Consider the following 14,370-nt stretch of genomic DNA (forward strand, 5'->3'; position numbering starts at 1 on the left):
ATATAGTGTGTACTGATAAACCGCTTCTGAACCCTAGTAGCCATTTACTGAATCGGTAACGCATAGCGGGTGTCATCGTGATGCGCAGTAGCAGGCTGCGATACCAAAAAACCACCTCGTCCCAAGCCGCCAAAATGACTTTCTGATAAAGACAGTGGCGTAATATGTTGCTTATCCAATTCCAGCTGCATTTCAACCGCCAAACATACCCCGCACCATTTACGAATAAAGTCGATGATAACTTGGTACATATCGCCTGCAGGTAACAATCTGAGATAACGTTTGGCGTCTAGCTGATGAAATACAATTCTGATCTTGCTATCAAACTGTACAGCACGCGCGCCACAAAATGCTGATAGCCCAAGCGTGGCATGTTGGCCGCCAAGCGCCGTCTGTTCAGTTGCGGGCAAATCAAACCATTCAGGCACAAACTGCTGCACACTCACGGTGCTGTCTAGAAAATGAGACAATACATGCGCCAATTGATCGGCAGTGAGACGTCCTGGGGCTATCATGCCTGCATAAGCAATCAAGCTATCGATTGCTGTAATCTTTTTAGGCTGGCGTGCCAGTGCCCGCAAGCTAAGCAAATAACTGTCCTTTTTGCGGTTTAATTCATACTGTAATGGCAAGTTATAAAACCAGCTCGCTTGGACATAAAGGTCTGTCAAACGATGATTAAACAAATCTAAAAAGGCTGGTGCCGCCTTATCTTTTACATGTTGTACTCGCGATGCCAAATGATCGGTATACATCGCTGGTAAAGTAGACAACGGCCCCGTCAAGCCGATCACTGCTGGATAGACTTCCACCTGCCTAACGTTTATCTGACTCGCATTGGCGTCCATACTGTCTTGAGCAATTAACGACAGTGACTCAATTTCAGCTTGCGGATAAGCCAGCGACAAGGAGGCACGGTAACGTATCTCAATAGGAGCATTGCCCATGTTGGGCTCATACTGAACCAAACGAAGCGCTTGCAATAGCTCATAAGTTTGAGGCGCTGCAATGAGATCGGTTAAATAAGAGGACTGAGACCACTGCGTGGCTGACATCTGTATATCTCCTCCTTGGTCACAGCATCACTAATGGCAACCTGAACAAAACTGTTGAGGCTGGCGTGATAGCCAAAAACATGAGCCAATAAATGGGCAAACTGGCGAATACTGACACCAGCGAAATTCTTTTTGTTAATTTGAATATCAATCACAGTACCACGCACAAACCCAGGTTGCGGTAAACGCTGGATACGCCGAGCTTCAATACTGGTCGCGACAGAGACAATTCCTTCCACCAATAGTTTGTTAGAAGCCGATTGCGTAATATCATATAGTGACAAATACTCTTTCATGAGTTCTGCGTCTTGCGCGGCAAGCGACAAAAAGTTTAAACTAACCAGAGAAATCAAGCGCCAGCGTTCCTCCCCTGTATATTCAAACCTTGCCGTTCTGGTTGGTTGCTTTAACAACGACAAACTACTAAAACCCGTCATCCCTTCACTAAACAGATCACCGCGGCTTTGACCGAATACCACTTGAGCGGGCAGATCTCTATTGGTACACAATAAAGAAGTACTCATACTTACCGCGCCTGATAGTTCTTCACGGTTTTTTTCTACGAACATAATCTGATATTCAAAACCCTGCTTAAACTCCGCCATATCCTTGTCACGTTTAACGTGGTAATAACGGCCTTCGTCTTGTTGCTCATAGTGATTGAGCGCATAAAACGGATGATACTCACGCTGTATCAAGCGATTATCATTTTGTTTGGACTCTATAACTTTTTGAACCTCATAGATTTCATGCTGAAAGAGCGCACGTGTATCAGGTACTAGATCGTAATAGATAGAACGATGCGTGACTTGAATGGGCTTGGCCGCTGCTTTGAATAAGTTTACGACAGGCGTGCAAAACAACTTGATACTAGAAACGCTTAACTGCTGTAAGTTTTTGAGTAGAATAGTATTTTTTTTATCAAACTTAAAATAGCAACGAACCTCAAAGCCATTATTATCAATTTTTAGATCAGGACAAACATGACCCGGATTGAGGCGTAGAAAATTGAATTTTTCATGAAAGTAAAAGTACTCTTTTAACAAGGCGGACGCAGCATTGCTAACGCGGTGGCTAGGAAGAATTTGCTGCTCAGGATCAAAACCTATAATCTCAAACGGGCTGCCAACTGTCTTATTAACGTGCCTGCCATGGAAATGCGTTTGCCTAATATCGCAGCCTAATAAATCCCACAAACTGGTGCCTTGACTGGCATCTTCGTCAATATACAAATCTAGCGGATGATTCAATAATGATTGGTAATCGAAGCTTGGGTTAAGTCCTTTGAACTTAATACTAATACAGCCATTAAGCAGTCCGTACTGATTGTCGTATACTTCTTGACGTGTCTCAAAGTCAACGCTATCTATTTGTAGCGGTAGCAAGGTCACATCTTGGGTTGACTGAAACTGACAAGGCGTCCCATTTATTTTTTGCGTGGCAAACATACTTTGTTTGGGAACTAAGACTGCCTCACTCATCGCAGCGCCCTGCACGCCTAAATTGAATTGTGCGATAGAAACAGAAGGAAAAGGCTTAAGATAATCGGGATAAACAACTTCTAATAAAGATTCGGTAAAATCAGCATATGAGTCGTCTAGTTTTTTATTAATACGCGCACTAATCAGTGAAAAAGCTTGTATCAATCGCTCAATATGCGGATCATCTACCGTGTCGTGTCCCATCAATAGTCGATTGGCTATTTTTGGATATTTTTTGGCAAACGCTTTTGACTGTTTATTAAACAGGCTAAGCTCATGCTCAAAATAAGGAAGTAGACTGTCCATGACGCCTCAATATGTTTATTGCTAACATAGTTATCGCTGCCGACTAAAGAATGTTGGCGGCACTATCGGTTATTCGATTAAGTAACGCTGTGAGCTTGGTTCAAAGAACGCGTCAAAACTGACTAACTCTTGTGCTGGATAAACTTTCAACAAAGCTTCAATAGAAAAGCACAGTTGGTTGACATCGACAGCCCCAACATCCAAAGAGACTCGAACATTTTTTAATCGCGTGTCTTGCTGCTCAACGGTTTGGGCGATTTGTCGACATATATAGTCACAGTCAGCAGGATTGGCGCTACTGAGTCCCACAAAGTCCAATATGCCAAAATTCAATATGGATGAACGCACTTGTTGGTATGCTTGTAGCTTGTGAGATATCACACAACGCGTATTTAATAGAGACTCTAAATCTTGCGCGACCGACGATTTTAATTCATCAATATTGAGACGGCGAACCACAAGTTCATGCCCCAGTTCACGAGGCTGATCATCAAACAGCTGTTCAAATAAGTTTGGGCGAAATCCAATGTCTTTGGTAACATAATGCATTGATACGATCCCTCTCATTTGCAAAAATGAAAAAGAAAGGTCTAGCTATAAACCTTTCTTTTTTGGCACGATAGGTAAAGAACCTCTGATACTACCGTGCTTAGGCAGTATAAGTGGCAGTGTTATTGGCTAGTGACCACTTCTTAGTGACTGCGCCTTTGGCAGTACCATCGATATCTTGTTGCGTGTAAGTCCACTCAACCGCGGCATACTTGATACCAACTTTTTCAGTTGGGACACCTTCCGAACGTACTGTAGGCTCGACACTAGCAATAAGCGCATGCTTCAGCTTTATCTCAAGATATTTAACACGCTTATCGCCATTCGCACGATAAAAATCAATTTGAATTTCATCAAAAGTATAACCAGCAGAACAAGCTTCCCATAATTTAGGGCTCGTAGAATCCAAATCTTTTATGAAAGTCATATCAGCGTGCTCGCAACGCTCAGAAGTATGACCACCAACACTACTTGCTGTTGCTGATTTTGGCTGACGGATTAAATGATCCCATGTATTTACTTCAAGCCAACCTTTATGCTCGCTATCACGAGATTCCCCATCGATCTTGTATTTACCACGAAACTGAATATAAATATCTTTCATATCACATACCTTGTTTTAGGAGGTTTAGATTTAACATTGAGTTTAAATAAATGATTAGCTGTTGCTAGCCTGCGGCAGTTGAGTGACCAGACGCAAAGAAACAGACAACTCGTCAAGTTGAAAGTGTGGTCTTAAGAAAACCACTGACTTGTAGACACCAGGCTTACCTGGCACTTCTACAACTTGTACAGAAGCTTCGCGCAGAGGATACTGGGCTTTTGCTTCTTGTGAGGCTCCATCGTCTAGCAAGACGTAGCGAGAAATCCAGTCATTCAAGAAAGATTCAACATTGCCAGGTGCCAAAAAGCTACCAACCTTGTCGCGCATCATTGCTTTTAAGTAATGAGCAATACGTGATACGGCCATAATGTATTGCAGCTGAGTTGATAGCACAGCATTGGCATTGGCATCGTCGTTTTGATACGTTTTAGCTTTTTGAACGGACTGTGCACCAAAGAACGCTGCATAATTGGTGTTCTTGCAATGGACTAATGGAATGAAGCCCAAATCGCTTAACTCTTTTTCACGGCGGTCAGTAATAGAGATTTCAGTCGGACATTTAAGCGCCAGATCTCCTTCATCCGTCTTGAAGGTATGCACAGGTAGATTTTCTACCAAGCCGCCACCTTCGACCCCGCGAATAGCGGCACACCAACGATAATCAGAGAAAGCTGAGGTCAAACGTGATGCGAAGGCATAAGCAGCATTGACCCATAGATAATCACTATGGTCATTACCAGAAACCTCTTCAGTAAAGTTAAAGCCTTCAACCACGGTTCCATCTTTAGGGTTGTAGGGCAAACGACCTAAAAAGCTAGGAACAGTGAGCGCAACGTAGCGGGCGTCTTCTGATTGTCTAAACGCACGCCAGCGGATGTACTCCGCAGTCTCAAATATTTTTGATAAATCTCTAGGGCGACCAATATCTGTAAAAGAGTCCAGCCCAAACATTTCAGCAGAGGCCGCTGATACAAAAGGTGCATGAGAAGCCGCAGCAACATGAGATAATTGCTCAAGTAGATACATGTCAGCATTTTGACGAGTAAACTCAAAATCACCAATAATGGCTGCGTATGGCTCGCCACCAAAACTACCAAACTCTTCTTCGTATATTTTCTTGAATAACGTGCTTTGATCAAAATCTATTGAAGACTGAAAGTCTTTAGTAAGTTCACGTTTGTTGGTATTCATCATGCGTATTTTTAGCATTGATTCCGACGGTGTTTGACTACACAAATAATGTAAACCACGCCAACTGGATTCTAATTTTTGAAATTCAGGCGCATGCATCACTGTCGTCAGCTGTTTAGATATCAGTGCGTCAATCTGTGCAATACGAGCATCAATCGATGCTGATAAATTATCAGATAAAGTCACTGTGCCTTGCATAACTTCATTAGCTAGCTCTGCGATTTGCGACTTTGCACGATTCTTTTCTTCATCAGACTTGGCAATGTTACTTTTAATAACGATTTCTTCGAGTAAGTCGTAGCTTTCGTTATTTAACGGGTCGGTTACTATATTCTGCTGGGCCTGAGCATTCATGGTTTAATCCTCACCCTCAGTTGGGTTTTGTTCTGCCATTTTTTTGACCTGCTCTGTATTTTTGAGCACATCATCCAATAAATCTTCCAGCTTTTCATTAGCCGATATTTTATTACGTAAGTCCGCTAGACGATCGCGTGCCTCTACCAATTGTTTTAACGGTTCAATTTGTTTGGCAACGGCTTCTGGGCGAAAGTCATCAATACTATTGAAAGCTAAATCAACCGAGAACTCGCCTCCTTTATCGCTCAAATCATTACTAACACGGAAAGCGGCTCGAGGAGCTAATCCTGACATCACTTCATCAAAGGTATCCAAATCCACTTCGACAAATTTTTTGTCTTTAAAACGGGGTTGCTCAAGTTTGGAATCTCCTGAAAACTCTCCTAATACTCCAACTACGAAGGGGATTTCTTTCGTTTCAAGTGAATCGCCAACTTCGACGTCATAAGTGAGGTGCACTCGAGGAGCACGTACTTTTGCAAGTTTCTTCTGCACACTGTCTTGATTTGCCATAATAAGTTGCCTCAGCAGTTTCTAATTTCAACGTAATATACTGAATGGATCAGTGGATTTGGCATTACTATTTTTTGGAGATGATGGGTTAGCCAATTTATTGACTGGTTTTGTTTTTGGTACTTGGCGTGACGGTCGCTTTATAGCTGCTTTTTGCTTAACAGGTTTTGCTTGTCTTTTTGCCACTGTACGCTTCCGACTTCTTGACTTATTCTTTACTTTAGCTTTTTTAGGTTTGACAAAAGGTGCTGAAGATTTTGGTAAGGATTCATCATAGTTAAAACCATAGATATCACCATAGATCTTACTCAAAGCATACTGATAGGCGGTTAAAAACACCTCATCAACTTCATCCGTCAGGTAGTCTGACTGTAGTTGGTCTTGAGAGACGACAGCACTACTGTTTAACAATATTTTTTTGAGCTTAGCGGTGCTATGACCCAAATCTATTGCCTCACTAGCGGCATAAAGGGCATAAGCATGATAGTCATTGTCATAGTAAGTCTGCGCCAGAATTTCCCATGCTAACGAGTCACTAGGGTTACGAGTCACTCTCTGATTTAATTCTGTGACAAATTGACGTAATTGGGGTGATTTTGCATCAGAGTTTTTGAGCATCTCAAATTGATTCATGATGCTAGCACTTGGATCCTTTTCTTGTATTACTAGCTCACTATGCGACGTATTCATGGTCAACCACATTATTAAAACGCCAGCTGTCATGGTTCTTGTCAGTTTAAAATTGACTTTGGTATTGCTTTTTATACTGATCATCGTAAGTTAGTGCTCGTCATTATTAGTAAAAGGATGTCGCTGTCTACTCAAAATTGATTCAATTAGAAACGTTTACCAAAGTAGTGATATTGGTCAACGTTTCTTTAAATGTCGATTTATCCCTATCTTCCATCACGGCATTATTGTGATAAGCATCGACATTACTTTCCATCATTTTGACTGCTGATAACATAGCAATCTGACGTGCTTCAACCACTTGGTTATTTATACCAAGAGCCTCCTCAGCTGCTCTCAATGCACGTGCATAGTGTTTTTCTTCATAATCTTTTTTGGCAATCGCTACCCACGTTTCAATATTACGTGGGTTGGTGCCATCCATCTCATCGTTATCAAACATATATACCAGTGACGGCTCACTCAACTGTTCAACCACGGGCTGACTGAGTTGACGTGGTTTATTTTCCGTCGTTGTGGTACTACAACCAATCGCTAATAAAGCTGTGCTAAACATGAGCAGTAGCAGATTTGCTGCCTTAAAATTATTACGGTAAATAGAATTCATAAAGACAATATCATCACTAAAAATATAAAGAAAAGGCAGTCAAATTGGATTTATATAGAACTAAAGTTTGCTATAAACAAAAAATCCGTGGTGTTGATTATACATACACTTGACAAAATTTCAATAAACTCTATACTTTTCTCATTAAATAATCGGGTTATCTCTAAAATAATTTCATTTTCTTAATACCAAATAGTAACGATGGTACGCTTAATATGTCTTACAAAACCGCTAGATTACACAGTATTGTCGTTAATTCTAGCTTATTCGAACAAGATATATTTTATCCCCTTGCATTTTCTGAAACGAGCAGTATCAATCAAAACGATAATATTTTTATACTAGTGTTTATTAAAATATTTTTAGATTCGAACGATTGTTTATCATTAATTAACATGCCTGTATACCTGAGTACACTGTCATCCAATCGCATTGCCACTTCTCGTACGGGACTGATAAAAGGTGTCAACTATCAGTATTCAGACGGTGCCATACATTTCTACACTTTAGAAATTGTCAGTCCCGATTGGCAACTGACTCAATCTATGCATACTCGTAGTTTCATCAATCAGTCTACCCTCGATATCGTGACGACTATCCTTAGTGACTATGATATAAAGTGGCAAGTCTCTGAGGTGCTACTGTCATCAGAACGCTTGTCTGAAACGCTATCGATACGCACGCAGTCAGATATTAGTGACTATGACTTTGTCACTGGATTGCTTGCTGATATTGGGGTATCTACCTTGTGGGTATCGAGTGATTCAGTTGATGATATTGGAACATGGTTGTTAGTCGGTGGGTTGGATGAAAGCGAGCTGTTACCACTAAGCTACAGCTATGCTCAATCCTCAGTACAATCCGGTCAAGACAATGTGAATACGCTACAAATGAGTAATCAGCAGCTTGGTAGTCATACGGTGGTGGTCCGAGCAGATGGTTTGGCCAATGATACTACCTATGAAGGGCAAGCGATTGATGACTCGCTTTTAGCAATTGATGACATTACAGTATTACTGGCAGCACCGTCTCGAGTGAGTAGTGATGAATCCGCAAATCAAATGGCTCAGCAATGGATACGGGCAAATCGTTGCCTGCGAGAAACCTATCAAGCCAGTGGCGCGATGCGTGGTCTTTGCATCGGTAGCCCAGTTGATATCAGTGATATACCATCGATTGGCCGCTTAACGACTCGCTGTATAGATACAATGACAATCGGCATTGAACCCGATAACGACAGCACCTCCTACCATCATCAGTCATTTATCAAGGACTGGTTAGCAAGCACTGTACATCAATTGCAACACCATGCGATAAACGCTACCGATGCCTTTATTCCTGAGTATGCCTACGACATCGCCCGTGATACTGGCATTTGGGTAACGACGACCCTCCTGGACGCCACTACTCCTTACTGTCCTTATCCCAGTCATCTGTCGTTGGTCAGTAGTACCTATCAAGGTCTTGCTCAAGCACGTACTGGTGATGATGGCGCCCCAGGCTACGGCTCACAAATCACTGACGATACCCTACACCAAACCATCTCTACTCCTGCTTGGTCAGGGATTAGCCCTCACGATGATGGCACTACTCCGCCCCTACGCTCATTACAATTGTCATCAGGTGCGACACATGGTTGGCAGTTTGCCCCGCGTATGGGACAACCAGTGTTGCTTAGTCATTGGTATGGGGATATTGACAGTCCGGTGATTAGCCGGTCACTGTTTGACGGTATCGGTATGGGCGATACGGATGAGCATGACATCACTACCCGTGATGCTGGCTTATCTAACAGGCACAACGTACAAGGCGGCACCTCCCCTAGATGGCATGGCAATGGTTTGGGTCACTCGCAAATCAGTGAGGACGATATTCACAGCGGCTGGATATCCGGTATTGCGCAGTACGGACTGATGGCTGAGTCTGAGGTGACGTTCAGCTTTGATGATACGCCAAACAAAGTAGGGCTACAGTGGACGGTAAATACTGGGTCAAGTGACAATGTTGAGACGCCAACCATAACAGAGATGGCGACCTTTGCGCCCGATGAACACGTAGTAGAGCTTGGCGTCTTGCGGCATCGTTATAGCAATCATCAATCAAGTGACCGCGGTCAAGGTGTCAATGTCGCAACCGATCACGGACTACAGGTCAGTGGCGATACAGGTGTCCTGCTTACAACCTTTGGGCTCAGACACTCACAATCAGAGCATGAGTCGGCGTGGGTCAATGATGCTGGACAACAGCAACTTAAAATAGGCGCTGAGTTGGGTGAGACGCTAAAAGAGGCCAAACAAGCACATCTACAATCGATACAGACTCTGAGTAATGTGAATCAATCGATAAATGCCTTTAAAACCACGGCACAAGTGATAGATGAGACACTCAATGCGGAAGTCTTAGGTGCACCCGATGTGATGCTGGTCAGTCGTGACAGTATTCTTGCGTCTGCCAATAATACTCTATGGACAGCGAAGACGATTGTCAGACAATCAGGCAGCACACAGTCAGATGTGGTGGCAGGCAATTATACGCTGACGGCAGATACAATTGACTTGCTCTCAGGTATTGGCGGTCAAGCAAATCTATCAGGTCTACATATCAGTGCCAATACCAAACCTGTGGCGATACAAGCGCAAGGTGGTGAGTTGCAGTTGCACTCTCAGCAAAGTATGACAATTGGTAGTGAGTCGGGACCCGTAAATGTGTCGAGTCCGAAGCGCATCAAGCTGCAAACATCAGCAGGGGCTTCGATTACGATTGATGATAGCGGGATTAAGCTGGTTTGTCCGGGGACGATTAAGGTGCAGGCGGTGAAGAAAAAGTTGATGGGTGGTGCGAAAGCCAATTACTCGCTGCCAATGATGCCGGAGACTATTCCGCTCTTTAGTAATAAGCTTGATGTTTATGACTTGTTTTATCATGCTGACTTTAATGAAGTAGATTACGTAGCAATGTTAGATGATGGTCAGATAGTAGAAGGAACATTAGATGAACATGGGCGGACTAATAGATTGATCTCTATGAAGTCTGAAGAAGCTGAAGTATTAGTAGGATATCTGAATAATTGGAGTATAGAAATTGAAGATGATGATGATGATGATGAAAATGAAGAGGTAGAATTCGAATATTCAGAAGAATGCGCTTGCCAAGCGCCAGAAGAAGATATCGATCTTTTAGAGGATGAAGAATAATGTCAAATACTCAAAAAAAGATCACTGCATGGTTCATATTGCTTGATGCGAAAAGCAAACTTCTAAAAAATATTGAATATAAGGTCACAGCAGTTAACAATAATAATGAGGAGGAATACGTAGTTAAAGGTAAAACTAATAGTAAAGGTGCAACTTATGAATTTATCAAACCAGTTAATACTGTGCTTTACCTATATATAAAAACTGGCACTAAAGACTTTGAAAAAGTTGCAAAGATACTACTACCTCAAACTAAGAGAAGCCAACTTAAAATTAGAGCTAGAGTTAGTGCGATTTTGATTGACTCAAAACTGAAGAAATATGGCAACGAAGCAGGTAGTATCAAGCGTAAAGATCATAAAATAGTTAAAGGCGATACATTGGAAAGTATAGCCAAAAAGTATAATACAGATATCACGCAGTTAAAGATTTTGAATCCAAAAATAAAAAACATTCATAAGATATTCGCAGGTGATTGGTTAAAAGTTCCAATGCAAATTGGTGATGGTGGCAAAGAGTCGGAAGATAAGTCCTCTCCATCAGTTTCGAAAAATCCGACTGCGAAAAAAAATAAAGATAATGAATCTAAAGATTCAAAGCAACCTTGGTATAAAAAAACTTGGGATAGTATTAAAGATGTTACTGATAAAGCAGATGCTGCAATTGACAAAACTGAAGAAGTCATTAAACAGAGTCAGCAAAAAATAATAAATGGAACTCTTGATGTGAAGGAACATGTAGCTGATGCAAGCGGAAAGTTACATGGCACCCTATTTGGTGATAATACCAAGCCATTTAAGAACAATGACACGAATAACTCCTCCAAAACCGAGTCATCAGATAGTAAAAGCAAATCTAACGAGCCACAGCTAGATATTAAGAAGGAAGTAGGTAACAACCAAAAAGGCAATCCTGCTGAACAAATTACTTATGATAGTGATACTACGGTTTACCATATTTATCATGATGGGCATATAGAGCGTGCTAACAGGCAAGCCGTTGGGTATGCCGCATTTATCTATCACGATGAAAGTGGTTCTAAGCATTTTCTAGGAAAAACTAAATACTTAAAAATACCACGTTACGGCGGAGGTGGCCATATATACTTGGTAAATATTGGCGGAGATAAAAAGAGCAACGGTATTGATGATAACAACCTATCAAATATAGAAAAAGAAAAAAGGTTGTCTAAATACAGGAAAGGTAATATAGGCTACAGCATATATATGAACTCTCAGCAGTATCAGCGCTATTATCTGTCTGGAGTTGCTATGGCTACATTTTTAGGTGCTCTATGCAAATTGGGCTATGATGACATTTCTTTTAATGGAGCTAGTAAAGTTGACGGAGGCCCTGGTCCTAGTAGCAGTCATACCAATGGCAAATGTATCGATGTGAGATATCTTCGAAAAGACAGAAAAGCGCTAGAAATGATATTGAATAATCACAGCCATGACTCTCAATACGATCACGATAGAAACTTAAAACTTGTTAATACTCTCTATGAGTTTGGATGGGGTAAAAGAAAAAGACCTAACGATTCTATCGTAAAAATGCTTAGCGTATATTTCACTAACTCTCAAGCAGGGATAAATAAAAGTTATATTTTACCTCATTGCGGTCCTTATAAAGGACACGATAATCACCTTCATCTTCAGGGTTTAGTCGCGAATATAAAAGATATCGATGTTATTCACAAGACTTCTAGAAGTGAGACAGGTATATGCTCATGCAATACAGACCTCACGTTAGAACAGTTACGAAAAATATGTACAGTAAGAGATAAATCAACTTTAGAAAGTATTTTACCTCATTTAAATAAGACTTTAAAAAACTATAAAATCACTACATGTTTAAGAAAAGCTCATTTTATAGCTCAATTAGCGCATGAATCTGCTGAATTTAAATATAACGAAGAAATTGGCACTACAGATGCTCATTATGGAGGTTATAAAGGAAGAGGATATATTCAAATATCGCTAAAAGGTGCTTACGAATCTTACGGAAAATACGTAAAGGTTAATTTCTTAGGTTCAAATAACGTTAAAATGGCACAATTGCCTTACTCTATTGATTCGGCTGGATGGTTTTGGACTAAATTTAAGTGGAAAGACCTAAATGAGTTAGCTGACAAGAATGATATTATTTGCATCAGTGCTATCGTAAACGGTGGATTTAACGGATTTGATGATAGGTTAAAATACTTTAAACGTGGTGTCGAGAGTCTTAATTTGAAATCTTGTAAAAACTTAAATTCCATCAACCTTACCCATTTAACTACTTTTAACTTTCCTGATAGCATGGTAACGGAAATGATTGGTGAGAGCTTTGGTTGGGGTTTATGGCATGATCCTGCTAAGAATAAAAGTGGCGTTACAAAAAGTGTAGTAGTTGCAAAAGAAGGATATGTTCACTTTATAAGACTAGCTAATAAAAAAGGTAGCTTCGGAAAAAGTGAAAAACGTTATGGATGGACATATGATGATGCTGTAAATTATGCTAAGCAAAGGGTAGATAAGTTATGATGCTAAATAAAATTTTGTTTATATTAATATCTACTTTATTGGTAGGCACAGGCTGTAATCTATCCACTGACTCTTCAGCTAATGATAGCTCATCTTCTAGTAACAACTTATCTTTTTCAATTAGCAGTCAAAATGTAAAATCAATATCCCATTCTCAAAAACCACCTGAAAAGAAATTACTATGTCTAATGGATAATAGTAAATCAATAAGTACCTACTATGATCAGAACCTTGAAGAATTAAAAATAAATGGTTATAGCACATTCACATTGGAAAGTATTAATGAGATAGAAACAAGTGAGACTCGCCCTCATGAGTTCACTCGTATATATAAGAATAAACAAGGATACATAGCAACATTAATGTCTCAAAGTTTTATTAGACGTTTAGAAATAACGAATAAAAGAAACCAAACTAAATCATATTCATTTGATTCTGGATTAGAATGCAACACTCTGCCAAATAGTAAATATTCAACCTATATAGTTAGTGTGGATAAAGCTTTCATCTATAAACAACCTTATCTTGAAAATAAGACTTCCTCGTATTTCATAGCAGGTGATGAGATTAAGGTGCTATCTACTGAAAAAAATTGGATACAAACATCTTATTTAAAAGGCTCAAAGAAAGGCTGGTTACGTCTCAACGATCTTAAAGCTCTAAAAAACTTAGACTTAACTGATGATAAAATACAAGATAGACCTGAAGAAATCCGAGCAGATAACCCTATCAGTTCCAATCGAGGGAAATATATTATAACTAAAAATGGTATTGGAAATATACCTCTTGGACAAAATTTTGATCCAAATGGATTTGAAAAGTTAGAAAGCCAATTAGAGGGTGTTGATAATTGTTTTTTAACTACTTCAAAAAAATATCCTAAATATCAACACTCTTTGTATTTTCAATTTGTCGATAATATTTTCGTAGGCGCTAGCATCAGTAGTATGGGGGACAATAAAATACCATTTGAGTCATACAATGGCATCAAGATCGGAGATACTACTGAAACTGTAATGAAGTTGCATGATAAGCCACCAGACGAAATTTTTAATAATATACATTCCGATGAGCCCATATTTATCTACTGGACTGATAGCTCTGAAAAGATAGGCCTGCGCTATGATATTTTGAGCGAAAAAGTGGTAAGTATAGGGATTCACTATAGCCCATATATTCGTTACTTTGAAGGTTGCGGTTAGGAGCTAAGTCACCCTACCAATAACCACTCTAACCGAAAAAACCTCACATCTTAACGACATTGGGTTCTTCTGTTTTAAGTATAAAGCTTCCAATTT

Annotated in this window: 11 protein-coding genes; 3 read left to right on the forward strand and 8 right to left on the reverse strand. The window is 40.3% G+C overall.

Annotation, left to right across the window (positions count from 1 at the left end; translation table 11 throughout):
- Nucleotides 1–44: 44 nt before the first annotated feature.
- The 8 genes from tssG to CIK80_RS02675 form a co-directional block, all read right to left on the reverse strand.
- Complete coding sequence (tssG, locus tag CIK80_RS02640) at nucleotides 45–1,055, reverse strand: type VI secretion system baseplate subunit TssG (protein WP_095568761.1); 1,011 nt, start codon at nucleotides 1,053–1,055, stop codon at nucleotides 45–47.
- Nucleotides 1,019–2,842: a type VI secretion system baseplate subunit TssF gene (tssF, locus tag CIK80_RS02645; protein ID WP_095568762.1), complete on the reverse strand. Its 1,824-nt coding sequence runs from the start codon at nucleotides 2,840–2,842 to the stop codon at nucleotides 1,019–1,021. The genes tssG and tssF overlap by 37 nt, the downstream gene beginning before the upstream one ends.
- A 69-nt stretch (nucleotides 2,843–2,911) precedes the next feature.
- Nucleotides 2,912–3,391 (reverse strand): type VI secretion system baseplate subunit TssE, encoded by a 480-nt coding sequence (gene tssE, locus CIK80_RS02650; RefSeq protein ID WP_179288307.1) that lies wholly within the window; start codon nucleotides 3,389–3,391, stop codon nucleotides 2,912–2,914.
- A 100-nt stretch (nucleotides 3,392–3,491) separates the two neighbouring features.
- Complete coding sequence (locus CIK80_RS02655) at nucleotides 3,492–3,995, reverse strand: type VI secretion system tube protein Hcp (protein WP_095568764.1); 504 nt, start codon at nucleotides 3,993–3,995, stop codon at nucleotides 3,492–3,494.
- Between the two features lie 54 nt (nucleotides 3,996–4,049).
- Nucleotides 4,050–5,540 (reverse strand): type VI secretion system contractile sheath large subunit, encoded by a 1,491-nt coding sequence (tssC, locus tag CIK80_RS02660; RefSeq protein WP_095568765.1) that lies wholly within the window; start codon nucleotides 5,538–5,540, stop codon nucleotides 4,050–4,052.
- 3 nt (nucleotides 5,541–5,543) lie between these two features.
- Nucleotides 5,544–6,056 (reverse strand): type VI secretion system contractile sheath small subunit, encoded by a 513-nt coding sequence (tssB, locus tag CIK80_RS02665; RefSeq protein ID WP_095568766.1) that lies wholly within the window; start codon nucleotides 6,054–6,056, stop codon nucleotides 5,544–5,546.
- A 27-nt stretch (nucleotides 6,057–6,083) separates the two neighbouring features.
- A complete protein-coding gene (locus CIK80_RS02670) occupies nucleotides 6,084–6,746 on the reverse strand; it encodes a hypothetical protein (protein ID WP_143516771.1) in 663 nt (220 codons plus the stop codon).
- Between the two features lie 142 nt (nucleotides 6,747–6,888).
- Nucleotides 6,889–7,353, reverse strand: coding sequence for a hypothetical protein (locus CIK80_RS02675; protein ID WP_095568768.1), 465 nt, complete (start codon nucleotides 7,351–7,353; stop codon nucleotides 6,889–6,891).
- A gap of 215 nt (nucleotides 7,354–7,568) precedes the next feature.
- Here CIK80_RS02675 and CIK80_RS02680 point away from each other — a divergent pair, with 215 nt between their 5' ends.
- The 3 genes from CIK80_RS02680 to CIK80_RS02690 are packed head-to-tail and all read left to right on the forward strand — an operon-like array spanning nucleotide 7,569 to nucleotide 14,274.
- Nucleotides 7,569–10,547, forward strand: coding sequence for a DUF2345 domain-containing protein (locus tag CIK80_RS02680; RefSeq protein WP_095568769.1), 2,979 nt, complete (start codon nucleotides 7,569–7,571; stop codon nucleotides 10,545–10,547).
- Entirely contained in the window at nucleotides 10,547–13,072 is a 2,526-nt protein-coding gene (locus CIK80_RS02685; protein WP_095568770.1) for a LysM peptidoglycan-binding domain-containing protein, read from the forward strand. Before CIK80_RS02680 ends, CIK80_RS02685 begins: the two co-directional genes overlap by 1 nt.
- Nucleotides 13,069–14,274 carry a hypothetical protein gene (locus CIK80_RS02690; protein WP_143516772.1) on the forward strand — a complete coding sequence of 402 codons (1,206 nt, stop codon included), beginning with the start codon at nucleotides 13,069–13,071 and terminating at the stop codon, nucleotides 14,272–14,274. Before CIK80_RS02685 ends, CIK80_RS02690 begins: the two co-directional genes overlap by 4 nt.
- Nucleotides 14,275–14,370: the final 96 nt, after the last annotated feature.

The organism is Psychrobacter sp. JB193, assembly GCF_002285555.1.
GTDB classification, from domain to species: Bacteria; Pseudomonadota; Gammaproteobacteria; order Pseudomonadales; family Moraxellaceae; genus Psychrobacter; species Psychrobacter alimentarius.

Excerpts from the sequence above, each read along its gene's own strand:
- tssC (WP_095568765.1), bottom strand. The coding sequence starts at position 5,540 with ATGAATGCTCAGGCCCAGCAGAATATAGTAACCGACCCGTTAAATAAC.
- CIK80_RS02690 (WP_143516772.1), top strand. The coding sequence starts at position 13,069 with ATGATGCTAAATAAAATTTTGTTTATATTAATATCTACTTTATTGGTA.
- CIK80_RS02680 (WP_095568769.1), top strand. The coding sequence starts at position 7,569 with ATGTCTTACAAAACCGCTAGATTACACAGTATTGTCGTTAATTCTAGC.
- CIK80_RS02675 (WP_095568768.1), bottom strand. The coding sequence starts at position 7,353 with ATGAATTCTATTTACCGTAATAATTTTAAGGCAGCAAATCTGCTACTG.
- tssG (WP_095568761.1), bottom strand. The coding sequence starts at position 1,055 with ATGTCAGCCACGCAGTGGTCTCAGTCCTCTTATTTAACCGATCTCATT.
- CIK80_RS02670 (WP_143516771.1), bottom strand. The coding sequence starts at position 6,746 with ATGAATACGTCGCATAGTGAGCTAGTAATACAAGAAAAGGATCCAAGT.
- tssB (WP_095568766.1), bottom strand. The coding sequence starts at position 6,056 with ATGGCAAATCAAGACAGTGTGCAGAAGAAACTTGCAAAAGTACGTGCT.
- CIK80_RS02655 (WP_095568764.1), bottom strand. The coding sequence starts at position 3,995 with ATGAAAGATATTTATATTCAGTTTCGTGGTAAATACAAGATCGATGGG.
- tssE (WP_179288307.1), bottom strand. The coding sequence starts at position 3,391 with ATGCATTATGTTACCAAAGACATTGGATTTCGCCCAAACTTATTTGAA.
- tssF (WP_095568762.1), bottom strand. The coding sequence starts at position 2,842 with ATGGACAGTCTACTTCCTTATTTTGAGCATGAGCTTAGCCTGTTTAAT.
- CIK80_RS02685 (WP_095568770.1), top strand. The coding sequence starts at position 10,547 with ATGTCAAATACTCAAAAAAAGATCACTGCATGGTTCATATTGCTTGAT.